Source organism: Sporosarcina sp. Marseille-Q4943, from assembly GCF_943736995.1.
Lineage (GTDB): Bacteria > Bacillota > Bacilli > Bacillales_A > Planococcaceae > Sporosarcina.
Genome location: NZ_CALSFT010000002.1, coordinates 13,572 through 31,830, shown reverse-complemented (window position 1 = coordinate 31,830; position 18,259 = coordinate 13,572). Strand labels below are relative to the sequence as shown.

The window sequence follows — 18,259 nt, the reverse complement described above, 5'->3', positions numbered from 1 at the left end:
TATTTAGTTATGGAAATAATAATAATATACAAAAATTTAATTGTCAATAGATGAAACATTCTTTCTACTCAAAAGAACGAAGGATAATATTTTAATATCGGAAGTCCAATATATATAATGGCTTTTTCAACTAAAAAACTGATCATAATAACGAACTTACAATTGTCCAATCAAAAAGGAGACCGAACCTATCGATCAACAAACTGATAGGTTCGGTCCTTATCCTTGTTAGTTCAGGATATCCGCACGTAGTATAAATTGTGCCAACGCTTCTATTTCATCCGAAATTGCTCGATCGCCTTTCAATGGCGGGCAAATTTCTCTAATTCTCTCCAAGTATTCTTTTGTCGCTGGAGCCAATTGGTTTTCTGCCCCTTCTAAATAAATAGCCTGCGATGCGCAAATCATTTCAATTGCAATTACTCTAGCAGAATTATGGATAATTTCCCGCGCTTGGCGAGACCCTATTGTGCCCATGCTGACATGGTCTTCTTGGTTAGCCGACGTAGGGATGGAATCGACACTTGCGGGATGTGCAAGCACCTTATTCTCAGAAACGAGTGAAGCCGCCGCATATTGCGGAACCATCAATCCACACTCCAATCCTGGGTCAACTGCTAAGAATGGGGACAGGCCACTCAATTGAGGATTGACAAGTCTCTCCGTTCTTCGTTCGGAAATATTCGCCCATTCTGCTGCACCGACTTTGAGGAAATCCATCGCGAGTGCAATTGGCTGGCCATGGAAATGTCCGCCTGAAAGCACTTCACCATTTTCTAAAATAATAGGATTATCCGTTGTTGAATTGATCTCAATCTTCAGTCTCTCTTCAGCGTAATTAAATGCCTGCCAGGAAGCTCCGTGAACTTGCGGGATACAGCGAATGGAGTAGGCGTCTTGCATTCGAAGTTCACCTTGATGTGTGATCCGTTTACTTCCCTCCAGCCAGTTCCGCATTCGTGAAGCGACAAATTCCAGTTCCGGATGTGGTCGAACGGCCAATAAATCACTATCGAAAGCCGATATAATTCCTTGAAGGGCTTCCATCGTTAAACAGGCTGCCATATCCGCTGCTAATCCGACACGCTCAGCTTCATTCAGAGCAACAACGCCCACACCAGTCATTGCCTGCGTTCCATTAATAAGCGCCAGTCCTTCTTTCGCTTCCAATGTAACCGGTTGCAAACCTGCTCGTTTTAGCGCCTCCCCGCCGGAAAGGATTTTTCCCTCATATTCTGCTTTTCCTTCTCCGACTAAAACAATTGCGACATGTGAAAGTGGTGCCAAGTCGCCGCTCGCTCCAACTGAACCTTTACAAGGTACTACTGGGTGCACGCCTTTATTAATCATATCGACTAATAAGGATAATGTATCTTCTTTAATGCCCGAAAACCCTTTTGCAAGCGCATTGGCACGCAGCACCATCATCGCTCTGACAACCGGTTTGGGCAACGGATCGCCAACACCGACGACATCCGCGCGCAGTAAGTTCAATTGTAACTTTGCAATGTCTTCTTTTTCAATTTCAATATCACTTAATTTACCAAACCCGGTATTGACGCCATAGATCACTCTCCCATCTTTCAATTGTTTTTCAATTCGATCTCTACTTGCGCGCACTCTTTCTAATGCTGTTTCAGGTATGACGACTTTTGCCTGTCCGTACGCAACTCTTTCTATCTGTTGCCGATCTACTGTAAATCCATCCAATTCAACTAGATCGTTCAAGATCGGACGATCCCTCTCCACTAATTTCCCACTCTTCATGCCTGACCACCCCTTCTACATTTAAGAAAATTGTAACGTGTCTTACAAAATCATCGCTGCCAATATCCCAAAAGCGAATAAGGGGATGTTGTAATGGATGAACGTCGGTACACATGTATCCCAAATGTGATTATGTTTACCGTCCGCATTTAACCCTGCTGTCGGTCCAAGCGTACTATCTGACGCGGGTGATCCCGCATCTCCCAATGCCCCTGCCGTTCCAAGCAATGCGATGGTTGCCAATGGGCTAAAGCCCATTAACATACATAACGGAACAAAAATTGTAGCTAAAATTGGAATCGTTCCGAATGATGTACCAATTCCCATTGTAACCAAAAGTCCAATCAGCAGTAAAACCACAGCCCCCAATAATTTACTATCTCCAAGCACAGAGTCTACTGCATTCACTAAATCTACAACAGCCCCAGTTTCTTTCAGGATCGTTGCGTATCCCGAAGCGATGAGCATGACAAATGCGATTGCTCCCATCAGTTTCACTCCGTCTTGTACGACAGCTTCTCCGTCTGCTAATGTGACAATTCGTCCAGCAAACATGACGATAATTCCTGCCATTGCACCCACTACGAGCGATCCGGCAGCAACTTGTGTAATCAGTGCTACAGCGATCGCTGCAATCGTAACAAAGTCTTTTGGCTGAAATTTGCGTGGCATTTCCTCGCTCGATGCACTAATTTCAGCTAAGGCCTCTCCTACACCTACTTTTTGTTCTTGCCCTTGCCCTTCATCATAATCTCTCGGTTTTCGATAGGTGATGAAGATTGCAATCGCTAAGCCCACAAACATTCCAAGCGCAGGAATGGCCATTGCTAAAGGGATTTGAGCCATGGAGACCGGCATGCCATTCGCCTGCATCTCATTTGCTATAATGCCATGGAAAATGAGTCCGTAACCAGCCGGAATCAAAATATACGGCATTTTTAGTCCAAATGTTAATGCACACGCCACCGCTCTTCTATCAATCTTTAAATAATTAAAGAACATCAATAGCGGCGGGATCAATATGGGGATAAAAGCAATGTGAACAGGAATCAGATTTCCTGACAAACAAGTAAGCGCTGCAATAATTAATAGTAGGACATACTTATTTGTCTTTTTCATTGCTAATAGCTTGTTTATTAAGATCGTTGTGATTCCAGAGTAAGCGATCATCGCTGCAAATACCCCGAGTAAAATATAACTCAATGCCGTTTCCGATTGCCCGCCCATCCCGCCAATAAATGTAGAAACCGTATCTGTTAAAGATAGATTCGCTGTTAGTCCCGCGACAACGGTAGCCATTAACAAAGCAAAAATTACATGTACCCTAGCCAAACTTAAAACCGTCAGTACAATGACGGAAATTACTACTGGGTTTGTGAGCATTAAAAACCTTCTCCTTTGTATTAGGATGGATACAACGCCTGCTCTATTCAATTTTCCGCCAATTATTTTGCTTGTTTATGGTTTTCATACCATTGTTCAATTAATCCCGCTGTGAGTCTGCCAGTATTAGTTAAGTTTTCTATACTAATACACTCTCTAAATGAATGGATATTTTGAAAACCAAGCCCTAATGTGAGGCATGTTAGTCCATTTTCATTTAGCACATTCGTATCGGCACCGCCCAATGTTTCGGTTAGATAAGGTTGTACTTGTATGTTTCGAGCCGCTGCTTCGACTGTTTTCGTTAATATATGATCCTTTGGGATATCAAATCCACTATACTTTTTCTCAACTCTCACCTGTACGCTGCCGTCATTTTTCTCTGCTGCTTTTTGCATCGTTTCCTGCATATGCTGCAATTGCTGATCAAGCTTTTCTTTTGAGAAACTGCGCACTTCCCCCGCAACCGTTATGGAGCCCGGTATAATGGATGTTAACTCTCCTCCTTCCATTATTCCGATATTCGCAAGCGTCTCTTCGTCAATTGTACCTAGTTTCATATTTAACAACCCTTCGGCGGCAATTAGAAACGCACTATTCCCTTCTTCCGCGTTAAGCGCAATATGCGCGGAATTCCCTTTAACTTCCATCCAAATCCGACTGCTGTATGGGCCTTTTAAAATAATTTGACCGACGTCGCCGCTGCTATCGAAAATATACCCTGTTTTACTTTTCGCTTTCGTATAATCCATATAAGTTGCGCCTACAAGCCCGGGTTGTTCATTGACCGTTAAGATCAATTCAATCGGCCCGTGTGGTGCCCCGCTTTCAATAATCGCGCGGATCGCTTCTAGATACGCAGCCAGTGCAGCGCGATCATCTGCCCCTAAAATCGTTGTCCCGTCGGAATAAATGACGCCATCTTTAATCACTGGTTGAAGGCCTTCTGTCGGCAGCACGGTATCCATATGGGTTGAAAAGAAAAGCGGAGGAATGGTAGAATCCGTCCCTTCTTTCCATGCAATCAAGTTGCCGACTTCACCGTTAAAATTTTTATGGGCATCATCAAACTCAAATGTAAACCCGAGCTCAGGCAGCACGTTCACCAAATAATCAGCGACGAGCTGTTCTTTCGTACTCGGTCCATTAATTTTTGCCAATTCAAGAAATAAGTTTAATAACCGTTCCTCATTTATTTTAGATGCAGCAATAGATGTCTGAATCGACATTGCGGATCCCTCCCTAAAAGTTTGTATTCTTACCGCGTCACGACTACTTTTCCTTTTTTAATAACCGTTTCAACGAGATTGGTTCCAAGTTCATAGGCGATGTGTTTATAGGAAGGCACATCCCAAATTTGAAGGTCGGCTAATTTGCCTTCTTGGATTACACCCCGATCATCCAAATCAAGCGCTTGTGCGCCTCCAAATGTAGCGGCTTTGATCGCTTCCTCTACTGAAAATTTGTATAGACGACAAGCTAAGTTGATGACAAACTGCATAGATTCGGTATAGCAAGCTGGACAAAGATCGGTAGCCAGCGCAACTTTTACACCCGCATCCAACATTTTACGCGCGTCAAATGGCCGCTGATGTCCAACCGCAAAGTCCAATGCCGGCATAAGAACAGCTGTTACTTCCGATGCCGCAAGCTTTTCAATCACGTCATCCGGCGTATAATTCATATGGTCCACAGATACCATATTCATCTTCACAGCTAAGTCAGACCCGCCAATATAGGAATACGCATCCGCATGTAATTTGGGCTTCATACCATACGCCAACCCTGCTTCCAATATGCGTTCCGATTCTTCCGCCGTAAAATAGCCATCATCGCACCACGCATCACAAAATTCCGCTAGTTTCTTTTCCCCGACTTCTGGAATCATTTCATTGATGATCACGTCTACATATTGACTTTTCGTCATGCCTTCGGGAATTCCATGCGCGCCAAGAAATGTGTTCAGTACATCTACAGGCGTTTCGGCGTTCAGTCTTCTTCCTACTTCTAGAATCTTCACTTCACTTTCTGTCGTCAATCCGTATCCACTTTTACTTTCGACCGTTGTGATTCCGAATTCCAGCATTGCCATCATTCGTTTTTTTGCTTGTTGAAATAATTCCTCTTCAGTCGCATCACGCGTCAATTCAATTGTCCGATTCGGCCCAGTTGTGATCCCAAGTTCTTTTGGATCTTTCCCTATTACTTTTGCTGCATATTCCTCGACACGCGAACCATTGAAAACAAGATGCGTATGGCTGTCGACAAAACCTGGGGCAACGACTTTTCCGGTCGCATCGATCACCCGCGTTTCATCCATCAAAAATTTTTCGGTGATCTCCTCTTCACAGCCAACGCCAATAATCGTTTCTCCTTTTAATGCAACCCAGGCATTCGTCAGCACACCGAGATTGCCCGTTCCATCTCCAATGCATGTAATGACTTCAGCTGCATTTGAAATGACCGTATCTGCTTTCAACTTCTCTTTGACATTCACCATATCTAAAGCCTCCATCTCCCCTTCTACAAATGCATTTCTTCATAAAATAAACAACGCAATCGGGGTCATAATAAGTAGTGACAAAACTGTTCTTATAAACCAGATCGACAAAATATGACTCATCTTAATCGGTATTTCGGTTGATAAAATACACGGAATGAGCGCAGAGAAAAACAAAATCGTCGAAATGGACAATGAACCGATAATGAACCGTGTCTCCAAACTTGCCTCCAGTACAACGAGAGAAGGTAAAAACATATCCACAAGATTAATCGCCGCTGCCTTCGCTGCAAGAAAAGGTTCTGGTATCTGCAGTAATGTTGTGAGCGGATAAAACAAATAACCAAAATAATCGAATACCGGCGTATGGTTGGCCAATAGTAAACCAATTAACCCAATGGACATAATGGAAGGCAAAATGCCCATCGCCATGACAAAACCGTCCTTCACATTGTCAATGATATTGCGCCTCAATGACGGAGCACGATCTGCTGTTTGCATTGCTAATTCCCATGCGCTTTTGACTCGTTTTTTTCGAATGATCTCTTCCGGAAATCCAACTTCGGTATAGTAGTCATCCGTCATTTTATTAATCGGCCAGATGCGAACGGTAATGGCGGTTACAACAAAGGTAACGAAGAAAGTTAACCAAAAATACAGATTCCAAATATGCATCAAGTCTAACGTTTTCGCCACCACAATCATGAATGTCGCTGATACAGTTGAAAATCCGGTAGCAATAATGATCGCTTCTCTTTTCGTATACTTTCCTTCCTTATAAATTCGGTTCGTAATTAATAGACCGATGGAATAACTTCCTACGAAGGATGCCACTGCGTCGATAGCAGATCGCCCGGGCGTTCTCCAAAGCGGACGCATAACCGGTTGCATGAAAACACCAATGAATTCAAGTATTCCATACCCAACGAGCATGGCAAGGAAAATGGCACCTATTGGAACGAGCATGCCAATTGGCGTCAATAACTGATGAAACCAGTACGGACCCATATCTTCGGCAAGCAGCCAAGCAGGACCCCTGTTGAATAACACGAGAAATGCGGAGATGGCTCCGAACACTTTAAACAAGCTGATGACAAGATTGACTTTGTCTTTCTTCCACGATCTTGTGTAAAACGGATAGATGGCTCCTAACAACACAATGATCATCGTATAATAGGCTGCGCCGCTTCCAATTGACCCGCGAATCCACGTAACTAAGTGATCTAATGGAATGGAGTTTTTCCCGTTCACATCAATTGGAATGAAAAACATAAAAATTCCAATGGCACTAAAGATACTAAACTTGGATAGATTCTTAACGGAATAAATCGTAGTCCTCTGATCATTTTCATGGTAAACATTTCCTAAGTCCTCTTGTTCATGAATATTGCTCATTGCTTTCACCTCATCATCCGCGTATTCCTTAAGTCTTCAATCCAATTTATCCCGTAAAGAAATGTAGAGATCCATGGATGCATATGGATCTCTACAGTTTTCATGCCTCCAATAATTATCTTTATTTATGCTTTCACTTTATCTTTCTTTAAATCCTTCGGTCCAAATGTCGCTTCAGGTGTCCACCATAGCGGAATTTGAATGCTTTCATCCGTCAGTTTTCCTTTTCCGTTGGCAACATCCCGGGCAATTTCATAACCGGCCTGCGCATGTCGAACGACCCCAATACCTGAGTCAACCGTCATCGCAACTTCAAGTCTCATATCCGATTCCGCCGTTCCATCCGCCACCATTGTGACGCCTGTATGCACCGCTTCACCCATTGAATAGTTTGCTTGGATTGCGATCAAATCACACATTCCGACTGCGTTTAATAGACCGTTCAACATCGGCCAGTCAGAGATCAAATCACTGCCATCCTTCATATCTTCCGATTCGAATGTCGGGTTGACGATGGAACCAGAATCCAGGTTGTCACGGGAGAACGCGACGGGACCGGACAATTCGCCGCGGCGGATCATGTCGTTGACTTCCAGCGCAAACGCTTTCCGCTGACCGAAGCCCATGTAACAAATGCGTGCCGGCAACGCTTCAATTGGAATATGCTCTTTTGCGAGCTTAATCCAACGTGTGACAAGGTAATCATCGCTAAATTTTTCTAAAATCATATCGTCAATTTTACGAAGATCTTCCGGATCACCCGATAGACACACCCAACGGAAAGGCCCGCGGCCTTCACAGAATAGTGGTCGAATGTATTCTGCAACGAATCCTGGCAGGCGTTTCGCTTCTACTGGGTCCATGCCTGCATCGACACATTCTTTTCGGTGACTTGTCCCATATTCAAACGAATGCACGCCTAGATCCATAAATTTAATAAGCGCTTTCAATTCACGGATCATCGTTTCACGTGCTTTTTCTAAATACAATTCACGGTTCGTATCCCTCAGCTCTTCCGCTTCTTGCACGGTATACCCCGCCGGCAAGTACGAAATCGGGTCATGTCCCGGTGTCATTGAAGTCGTGATATCCGGTAGCCACCCTTTTTCAAGCACTTCTTCAAACACATCCGCTGCGTTACCAACGACAGCGATGCCAAGCGGTTTTCCTGCCGCGGCATAATCTTTCGCTTTCGCAATTGCTTCGTCTAATGACCCTGCGAGCTCATCAATGAAACCTTTTTCGATACGGCGCTGGATGATTTCCACATTTGAGTCACACAAAATAGCTACGCCGCCGTGCATCGTCATCGCACGCGTCTGGTTACCACCCATTCCACCCGCTCCAGCCGTTAATAAGATTTTCCCGACAAGGGAGTCATTATAATGAAGGCGCGCAATCGCAGAAAGTGTTTCAAATGTCCCTTGGATGACCCCTTGCGTTCCGATATACTCCCAAGGAGCCGCCGTATAATTCGCATAAATCGTCAAGTTTTTATCTTGCAAATCATAGAATGTCGGCCAATCCGCTTTCATAATATTCGTCGTCGCCATTACTACGGTTGGCGCATATTTATGTGTTTTGAACACCGCAACCGGCATTCCCGATTGGACCACGAGTGTCTCGTCATCTTCCAGCTCTTTCAACGATTTCACAATCGCATGGTACGATTCCCAGTTACGAGCGGCTTTCCCGATTCCGCCGTAAATAACAAGCTCTTCCGGTTTCTCTGCGTTTTCCATATTATTTTCAAGCATGCGCAGGATCGATTCTTGTCTCCAACCTTTACAACGCAATTTCGGACCTCTTTGAGCTTTTACTGAATACAAGATTTCTGGTGTTGTCATGGATGATTCCTCCTAAAATAATATAGTTGTCTTTCCTACTCTAGTAATATTGCAAGTGTCGTGCCAAAGTTATCAAATTAGATCGAATGATTTTATTTCAATTCAAGAAACGCCTCATCTTAACGTTTTCTTCATTATTTTCAAGCTGCTATATACTTTTTTATATTGAAATCAGCCGGAAATGAAATTAAAAAATGCAGATAAATTTTGCAGGTACAGTGCATATGAAACAAAGCTAAAAGCCTGTAAAACCGCATGATTCAATGTTTTCCGGCTATGCAGAAAAGAAAAGGACAGGCGCAGATATACTCTACAAAATTCCCAACAATCCAAATTGTGATATACTACGATTATTCATTAAATTAAGGGGGAAGAGTTCCTTGAGGGTTGAAACAATTGGGGCAATTATACGAACATTTCTAGACGGAGTAATTGTTTTAAACGAGAAATACGAAATCATTTGGCACGACATAATTGACAACTTCCCTATAGAAGTCACAAAGGGTATTCCTATCTCTACTTTTTCAGATTTTGAGAATCTAGATTTCTCGAATAATGAAACAACTTTTATCACTAAAAATAGAAGCCATTTTTCAATAGAAGTAAAACTCTTTTCTGCGGCACATCATTCCATCTTCTTATGCATAAAAGAGATTACACATACAATGACCGATTCTGAAGATCGACTGTTTTGTTTGGAGAAAATCATTGATTCCCTAGACGAGGGTGTGATGATGAGCAACCAAGAAGGAAAAATCGTGTTATATAATCATGCACAAGAAAAAATGGAAGGTTTAAATAGTCAAGACATCATCGGTAAACATTTATGGTCCGCTTACAATTACAATCCGCAATACTCAGAACACAAGCATACGTTTAAAACCGGAAAACCTATTTTCTCAAGATATCGAGCACACTCTACGGTAAATGGCGTGCCTAAATATGTGAACTATAGTACCTTTCCTATTCAAAAAAACGGTAAAACCATTGCTGTTTTTTCAATTAGCACAAATGAATCAAAGCTAAAAGAACGACTTCATCAAACCATCGAAATTAAACGACAAGCAGATTCTTTAAATCAAGAAGAAGTTGACTCGAAAAATGGAACCGTTTTCATGTTCAAAGATATTAAAGGCAAAAGCCTTGCACTCAAGAATCTAATCCACGAAGCTCAAAATGTTGCATTACACAATGCTGACACATTAATTGTCGGAGAAACAGGAACTGGTAAAGAATTATTTGCACAAAGTATGCATAATCATAGTCCAAGAGCTGAGCAGCCTTTCGTTGCAATCAACTGTGCTGCAATACCTGAAAACCTGTTGGAAAGCACATTATTTGGAACTGTAAAAGGTGCATTTACAGGTGCAACAGACCAAATCGGATTGTTTGAATACGCGCAAAACGGTACCCTGTTTTTAGATGAAATTAACTCCATGCCTATGACATTGCAAGCAAAGTTAATGCGGGTTTTACAAGAAAGAATCGTTCGAAAAGTAGGGTCGAATGAAGTAACACCTGTAAATTGTACAGTTATAAGTGCATCTAACGAGGATCCGGAGATATTGATTGAAGAAGGGAAAATGCGACTTGACTTATTTTATCGAATCGCGCACACAAGTCTGCATATACCACCTTTACGGGAAAGAACGGAAGACGTTCATTACTATATAAACTACTTCCTTCAAACATATCAAAAAAAGCTAAACAAACGTGTTCCCAAGTTCTCCGAAGCGTTACAGACGACCTTGCTTCATTATCAATGGCCTGGTAATACACGGGAACTTGAGCATTTAATCGAGAATATAGTCATTCGTGTTTCCGAAACGGATGAAGCGATTGATGTAGAACATCTTCCTTCTTATATGCAAAGGAAATTATTTGCGGGACGGGAGAACGTGCAAGCTGAACAACAAGAGACCAATAAGAGACCCCTCAAACAAATCTTTACAAATTCAAAAAAGAATTTTATCGAAATGACGTTAAATCAAACAAATTGGAATGTTTCACAAGCCGCAAAAAACCTTGGAATCACTCGGCAAAGCCTACAATACCACATGAAAAAGCATGGTCTAAAAAAGCCTAGTGAATAAAATATGAATAGAAAAGGGCTACAATGAGTAGCCCACAGAGTGTAGACAAAGTCGTTCTTTGACTTTGTCTACACTTAATTTTAGGGAAAAACACGATAAATAGACATATCCTCAGCCTGATTGAAAACGCTTGTCAAGGAAGGCAACCTAAGAGCGCCACGTCCTGTGGCGACGGTTGCATGACTCGCATCCTGCGAGCCCGCGCGAAGTGGAGCGAAGACGCGAATAGAACTAAAGTTCATGAGCGGACGAGCGACACGAGCAACAACGGATGCGAGCGTTTGTCAACAGGCTGAGGGCTACAATGAGTAGCCCTGGCTGTTATTGGTGGAAATCCTCAATGACTTATTAGGACGTATTATGCTTTTACCTTTTCTTTCTTCAAGTCCTTCGGTCCAAATGTCGCTTCAGGTGTCCACCATAGCGGAATTTGAATGCTTTCATCCGTCAGTTTTCCTTTTCCGTTGGCAACATCTCGGGCAATTTCATAACCGGCCTGCGCATGTCGAACGACCCCAATACCTGAGTCAACCGTCATCGCAACTTCAAGTCTCATATCCGATTCCGCCGTTCCATCCGCCACCATCGTGACGCCTGTATGCACCGCTTCACCCATTGAATAGTTTGCTTGGATTGCGATCAAATCACACATTCCGACTGCATTCAATAGACCGTTCAACATCGGCCAGTCAGAGATCAAATCACTGCCGTCTTTCATATCTTCCGATTCGAATGTCGGGTTGACGATGGAACCAGAATCCAGGTTGTCACGGGAGAACGCGACGGGACCGGACAATTCGCCGCGGCGGATCATGTCGTTGACTTCCAGCGCAAATGCTTTCCGCTGACCGAAGCCCATGTAACAAATGCGTGCCGGCAACGCTTCAATTGGAATATGCTCTTTTGCGAGCTTAATCCAACGTGTGACAAGGTAATCATCGCTAAATTTTTCTAATATCATATCGTCAATTTTTCGAAGATCTTCCGGATCACCCGATAGACACACCCAACGGAAAGGCCCGCGGCCTTCACAGAATAGTGGTCGAATGTATTCTGCAACGAATCCTGGCAGGCGTTTCGCTTCTACTGGGTCCATGCCTGCATCGACACATTCTTTTCGGTGACTTGTCCCATATTCAAACGAATGCACGCCTAGATCCATAAATTTAATAAGCGCTTTCAATTCACGGATCATCGTTTCACGTGCTTTTTCTAAATACAATTCACGGTTCGTATCCCTCAGCTCTTCCGCTTCTTGCACGGTATACCCCGCCGGCAAGTACGAAATCGGGTCATGTCCCGGTGTCATTGAAGTCGTGATATCCGGTAGCCACCCTTTTTCAAGCACTTCTTCAAACACATCCGCTGCGTTACCAACGACAGCGATGCCAAGCGGTTTTCCTGCCGCGGCATAATCTTTCGCTTTCGCAATTGCTTCGTCTAATGACCCTGCGAGCTCATCAATGAAACCTTTTTCGATACGGCGCTGGATGATTTCCACATTTGAGTCACACAAAATAGCTACGCCGCCGTGCATCGTCATCGCACGCGTCTGGTTACCACCCATTCCACCCGCTCCAGCCGTTAATAAGATTTTCCCGACAAGGGAGTCATTATAATGAAGGCGCGCAATCGCAGAAAGTGTTTCAAATGTCCCTTGGATGACCCCTTGCGTTCCGATATACTCCCAAGGAGCCGCCGTATAATTCGCATAAATCGTCAAGTTTTTATCTTGCAAATCATAGAATGTCGGCCAATCCGCTTTCATAATATTCGTCGTCGCCATTACTACGGTTGGCGCATATTTATGTGTTTTGAACACCGCAACCGGCATTCCCGATTGGACCACGAGTGTCTCGTCATCTTCCAGCTCTTTCAACGATTTCACAATCGCATGGTACGATTCCCAGTTACGAGCGGCTTTCCCGATTCCGCCGTAAATAACAAGCTCTTCCGGTTTCTCTGCGTTTTCCATATTATTTTCAAGCATGCGCAGGATCGATTCTTGTCTCCAACCTTTACAACGCAATTTCGGACCTCTCTGAGCTTTTACTGAATACAAGATTTCTGGTGTTGTCATGGACATTGCCCTCCTATAAAATTGTTCTATCACTTTTCTAATAATGCAACTCCCGTGCCAACTTCGGCGTATTCGTCGTAAAATGTCGGCTTTTATTTATAAACCGTAATAATTCAGTGATTGTGGAGGTGAATTATATTATCACAAATATGCTCTTATCTATTTTTCTCCATTTTAAAACGAGTTTACTGCAGATAAACTTTGCGGTTAATCCGATAAAATAGTTCCCTACTCATGTAAATCCCCAAACAATAATAGAGGGGCAGGTGCATATAAACTCTTCAGTCTGCAATTAGACATGCAATCGCTACTGCAAGTTAGAAAATTTACTCCAGATATGCAATAATAAAAGAACAAATGTTTCACTGTTCAGGAAAAGAGGTGTGCTCATGAAACCTGTCATCTTAGCTAAAAAACCATCCCAAGATGCTTGTGACTGCGACTTATCTTCATAAAATCATGTGTACATAATAAACAATCTTATCCTTATTTAAGTACTACTAGATATCTCGCTATTTTCATTTGTACATAAATAAAAAATGCGCAAAATCAGATGTAACATCTAGATTTATGTGCATTTTCAAGTTTCTTTTATCTTTAACTCTCTAAATTGTTGCCATTTAATTTGCACGAGTGCTTAACCATTTCCGGTTAGTTGCCCCAAACCTTATCCTTTATGTTTTTATTAATTGTACAAGTATTTATATAAGTAGATTTAACAAAATCAAAATCGAAAAGTTCCAATACTTTCAAACAGATGAATGATGTGCTTATAGATAGTTTTAGTAACTGTTCAATTTCCTCAAAAAGTGGTTGGTTTATATAACCCTTAATTGGATGGTTCTCGAAAATGTTTTATATTATAAAATTATAACGTATAGAATAAAAAATAATTATAAAAAGGAGTAAGGCATGAAGGTAGCTCTCATAGTTTCATTCATTTTTGTATTTATTGTTTTAGCTGTCGGACTAATTTTGACCATATCCGCAGCTAATTCTATGAATAAAGATTACAAGGGGGAAAACAGTTTTTCTTCTCTGCTATGGGCTTATGTTCTAGCAATCCCATTTATTATTATAGTAGTTCTTGTAGGTATATTTATATTATATTAACAACAGAGGACGGTTCGGAACCAGTGAAATAGTACATATCGTTCTCGTGTCTCAGGAACCGTCTAAGATTGCTTAAAAATGGGGGAACTAAAAAGTTATTGGAGTTCTTTAGAATTCAGACACTTTCAAACATTCCCCTGTTATTTCTTAGCGCGTAGACAAACCTAGAAATGCCTTCTTTTATTGAAGCTTCGTTCCCTTTGCCATAAGTAAATCGAACGTATCCATTTTTTGAGCCCATTATTCTCCCAGGTACAAATGAAACGCCTTTTTTCATGGATTCTTCAAGTAACTTATATTCATCAATTTCGTGATTTATTTTACACCATAAATGAATTCCGCCTTGTGGCACTAAATATGTAACCTCATCTTTAGATAAGCTGTCCAATGCCAAAATCAACGCATTCCTTCGCTCCCTCAGTTGAATCCTTAAATCTGAAACGTGTTCGTCAAATTGGGGGGAATCTAGAAATTGATTCGCTATCCATTGCGGAAAAACACTATGGCCAAAGTCAATTTGCTGTTTGCCGTCTGACAAGCGTTTAATCACTTTTTCCGGACCAATAATCCAACCAATGCGCAGTCCTGATGCAACCACTTTTGATAACGAACTAATGTATAAAACATTATCATTATCGTCCATTGACTTTAACGTAGGTCCAATGCACCCGTCGAATGACGTCAAATTATAAGGATCATCCTCTATTATGGGGAAACCGTGCTTTGATGATAATTCCAATATTCTCTTTCGGCGTTCCAGCGACATTTTCGTGCCAGTAGGATTTTGATAATCAGGATTTAAGAAGAGCATACGAATTCGATGTTTTCTTTGTAAAGCTTCAATATCATCAGGATTTACACCATGTTGATCAACTGGGAGTAAGAGCGTTTTAACACCAAATGATTGAAAGATCTGTAAAGAGAATGCATAGGATGGGTCTTCAATCGCTACTGTATCCCCTGGTTTTAACAAGCATTGAACGATTAGGTGTATTGCTTGCTGAGCACCCGATGTAATCAATATGGAGTCTGGCTCAACTACCATACTTTTATACGTTTTCATATGTTTACAAATGGTCTCCCGTAATCCCGCATCGCCTAAAGGATGATCGTAACCTAAATGCTCATCAAACGCATGCTCCTTAAGAATCCTAGCGAATTGGACGTTAGGTAGTAAATCTGCTGCAAGTTCCCCGCTTGATAGGTTAATCATTCCTTTTTGCTCAGTTTCATTACGAAGTTTCTGTACCAACGGAAGATTCGGAAGAAATGAGCCATCCTCTACATATCTCCCCCAATTGGGAACCCTTTTATGAGTTAGCCCCCATATATCCGTATTTATATACGTGCCGCTCCCTATCTTTCTGACAATTAATCCGACTGCCTCTAGCTCATCATAAGCAGTCACCACCGTACTCCTATTAATCTGTAAGTTTTTTGCCAACTCACGTTCAGATGGTAATGGCTGGTCCTGAGATAAATCTCCCGATATAATTGCATTCTCTATTTGTTCTACAAGTTGCCTATACATAGGTTTTTTTATTGAACGGTCTAGCATAAATTGCATTATACTCCACCCTTTATTTGTAAGTTTTCATATAACAAATTATGTATTATGCTCCTAATGATACAGTAAATGCTATTATAGCATCCCCTGACATCAGTATCCTGAAGTAGTGTAGTGTTAAAGATGACCTTGGCCATGAATCGGATGACAGTCACTCAAACAAAGGACACAAACGTGAATTTCCCCATTTGTTCAACCTTTCATGAAGATTAATCTCACTTTAGATCCTTGCTCCCAACTCGTAAACTTCTTCCATTTATGCGATAATAACAGAACGAACGTTTCATCATATAATGAAAGGAGGGGCTAGTGTGAAGCCAGTCATCCTAGCCGAAAAACCATCCCAAGCGAAAGCGTATGCGGACGCTTTTTCCGTGCGGAAGCATGAAGGATTCCTTGAGATTAACCCGTGTCCAATCTTCCCCGAAGGTGCCTATATCACATGGGGCGTCGGACACTTAGTTGAACTTAAGGAACCGCATGCCTACAATCCCGCTTGGAAACGTTGGTCGCTCGGCAGTCTACCGATCTTGCCGGACCGATACGAGTTTCAAGTGGCGAAGGGAAAGTTCAAGCAGTTTCAAATTGTAAAGAAGCTCATTCGTGGGACGGATACGGTTATCAATGCTTGTGACGTAGACCGGGAAGGGTCAAACATCTTCTACAGCATTTATTATCAAACAGGGGCTCGCAACCAGACGATCAAGCGGCTTTGGATCAATTCACTTGAAGTCGATGAAGTGCGGAAGGGGTTTGCGAATTTGCGTGATAACCGCAAGGATTTGCAGCTCTATGAAGAAGCGAAAGCCCGGCAGATCAGCGACTGGCTCGTCGGTATGAACGCCTCCCGCTTGTATACACTTTTATTGAAAGCGAAAGGGGTTCAGGAAGTGTTTCCGATCGGACGTGTGCAGTCTCCAACGGTCTACTTGATCTATCAACGGCAGCGTGAGATTGAGACATTTATCTCGGAACCGTTTTTCGAAGTGGAAGCGACCTTTAAAGCAGAACACGGTACGTATAAAGGGAAGGCGAAAGCGAAGGAACCGAAACGGGAGATCATTCAGGAACTCCTTGCAAAACATGGAATCCAACCGAATTCGCCTGGCGTGATCACCTCTGTCACCCATACCGATAAGCGGACGCCGCCACCTCAGCTGCATTCACTGTCAACGTTGCAGGCGACAGCGAACCGGCGTTGGAAGATGAGCCCGGCGAACGTGCTGAAGACGATGCAAGGCTTGTATGAGAAGAAGCTTGTCACCTATCCAAGGACGGACGCGCGTCATATTACGCCGAATGAATTTGCGTACTTGAAGGACCAAGTCGGCGATTACCAACAGCTGATCGGTCATCCCTTCCCTGTCGCTTCGCTTGCTCCAAAGAAACGGTATGTCGACAGTTCGAAGGTGCAGGAGCACTACGCCATCATCCCGACGAAGAAAGTGCCGACACAAGCAGTTCTTGGCAGAATGTCGCCGCTCGAGCGGAATCTATACGAAGAAGTCGTCCGCACGACGCTCGCCATGTTCCACACAGATTATTTATATACGGAGACGAAAGTGACGACGGATGTGAACGGCCTTCCGTTTTTCACTACAGGCAAGACAGAAAGAGATTTAGGGTGGAAGGCTTTATTCCAACGATCAAAGGATGAAAAGGACGAACCCGCTTTGCCGCCACTTCGTATGCAAGAGACCGTCCAATCCGATATTGGCATCAAGGAAGGCAAAACACAGCCTCCGAAGCCTTACACGGAAGGTCAGCTCATTGCGATGATGAAAACATGCGGAAAGCTTGTCGAGGACAAAGAGGAAACGGATATTTTGAAAGAAATCGAGGGACTTGGGACGGAAGCGACCCGAAGCGGCATTATCGAAACGATTAAAAAGCACGGGTACATAACCGTGTCTAAAAACATCGTGTCGATTACTGAGAAAGGTCGTGTGCTTTGCCAGGCGATTGAAGGGAATCTGCTCGCCAGTCCTTCCATGACAGCGAAGTGGGAAACGTATTTGCGGAAAATCGGAAATGGTGAAGGAAGCGGACAGCATTTCCTCGATAATATTTCGAAGTTCATTGCGAAGCTATTGGATGATGTCCCGAAACAGCTGGAGGCTAAGCCAATCGATGCGACGAAAGTTCCGCCGCGGCAATCAAAATCGCGCGGCTCTTATCAAGCAACAGAAGTTGCCCCATGCCCAGTGTGTAAGACAGGGATGATTTTAGCCCGCAAAGAATTTTATGGCTGCAGCAATTATAAAAACGGATGTAAACAGACTTTTCCAGGCATGTTCCTGAAGAAGAAGCTGACACCCGCGCAAGTGAAACTCCTTTGCACAAAAGGCAAAACGAATACGATCAAAGGATTCACCGCCAATAACGGCAATAAATTCGATGCGAGCCTTGCGTTGGAGAATGGAAAACTAAACTTGGTGTTTCAGTAAAGAAGAATTTGGCTGATGTGAAAACGGTATTGAACCGGACTCACATCAGCCTATTTCTGTTTGGATC

At 42.9% G+C, this 18,259-nt stretch carries 10 protein-coding genes; 2 read left to right on the top strand and 8 right to left on the bottom strand.

The window, feature by feature from the left end:
* Positions 1-228: 228 nt before the first annotated feature.
* The 6 genes from hutH to hutU (NIT04_RS00150) all read right to left on the bottom strand — a co-directional run bounded on the left by hutH (position 229) and on the right by hutU (NIT04_RS00150) (position 8,892).
* Positions 229-1,767: a histidine ammonia-lyase gene (gene hutH, locus NIT04_RS00175; RefSeq protein WP_252501598.1), complete on the bottom strand. Its 1,539-nt coding sequence runs from the start codon at positions 1,765-1,767 to the stop codon at positions 229-231.
* A gap of 42 nt (positions 1,768-1,809) precedes the next feature.
* The gene (locus NIT04_RS00170) at positions 1,810-3,150 is read right to left on the bottom strand and encodes a Na+/H+ antiporter family protein (RefSeq protein ID WP_252501597.1); all 1,341 of its coding nucleotides are present in this window, start codon (positions 3,148-3,150) and stop codon (positions 1,810-1,812) included.
* Positions 3,151-3,212: 62 nt separating this feature from the next.
* Positions 3,213-4,379, bottom strand: a complete 1,167-nt coding sequence (locus NIT04_RS00165; RefSeq protein ID WP_252501596.1) for a M20/M25/M40 family metallo-hydrolase — start codon at positions 4,377-4,379, stop codon at positions 3,213-3,215.
* A 29-nt stretch (positions 4,380-4,408) separates the two neighbouring features.
* Positions 4,409-5,650, bottom strand: coding sequence for an imidazolonepropionase (gene hutI, locus NIT04_RS00160; RefSeq protein WP_252501595.1), 1,242 nt, complete (start codon positions 5,648-5,650; stop codon positions 4,409-4,411).
* A 39-nt stretch (positions 5,651-5,689) separates the two neighbouring features.
* A complete protein-coding gene (locus tag NIT04_RS00155) occupies positions 5,690-7,045 on the bottom strand; it encodes a YjiH family protein (RefSeq protein WP_252501594.1) in 1,356 nt (451 codons plus the stop codon).
* 125 nt (positions 7,046-7,170) lie between these two features.
* On the bottom strand, positions 7,171-8,892 hold the full coding sequence (gene hutU / locus NIT04_RS00150; RefSeq protein WP_252501593.1) for a urocanate hydratase: 1,722 nt from the start codon (positions 8,890-8,892) through the stop codon (positions 7,171-7,173).
* Positions 8,893-9,272: 380 nt separating this feature from the next.
* Between hutU (NIT04_RS00150) and NIT04_RS00145 the strand changes: the two genes are divergently transcribed.
* Positions 9,273-10,985, top strand: coding sequence for a sigma-54-dependent Fis family transcriptional regulator (locus NIT04_RS00145; RefSeq protein ID WP_252501592.1), 1,713 nt, complete (start codon positions 9,273-9,275; stop codon positions 10,983-10,985).
* A gap of 358 nt (positions 10,986-11,343) precedes the next feature.
* Here the strand turns inward: NIT04_RS00145 and hutU (NIT04_RS00140) are convergent, their stop codons facing one another.
* On the bottom strand, positions 11,344-13,065 hold the full coding sequence (gene hutU / locus NIT04_RS00140; protein WP_252501591.1) for a urocanate hydratase: 1,722 nt from the start codon (positions 13,063-13,065) through the stop codon (positions 11,344-11,346).
* A 1,228-nt stretch (positions 13,066-14,293) separates the two neighbouring features.
* Entirely contained in the window at positions 14,294-15,745 is a 1,452-nt protein-coding gene (locus NIT04_RS00135; protein ID WP_252501590.1) for a PLP-dependent aminotransferase family protein, read from the bottom strand.
* A 311-nt stretch (positions 15,746-16,056) separates the two neighbouring features.
* On the opposite strand from NIT04_RS00135, the gene NIT04_RS00130 reads away from it, so the two are divergent.
* Positions 16,057-18,192, top strand: coding sequence for a type IA DNA topoisomerase (locus NIT04_RS00130; RefSeq protein WP_252501589.1), 2,136 nt, complete (start codon positions 16,057-16,059; stop codon positions 18,190-18,192).
* Positions 18,193-18,259: the final 67 nt, after the last annotated feature.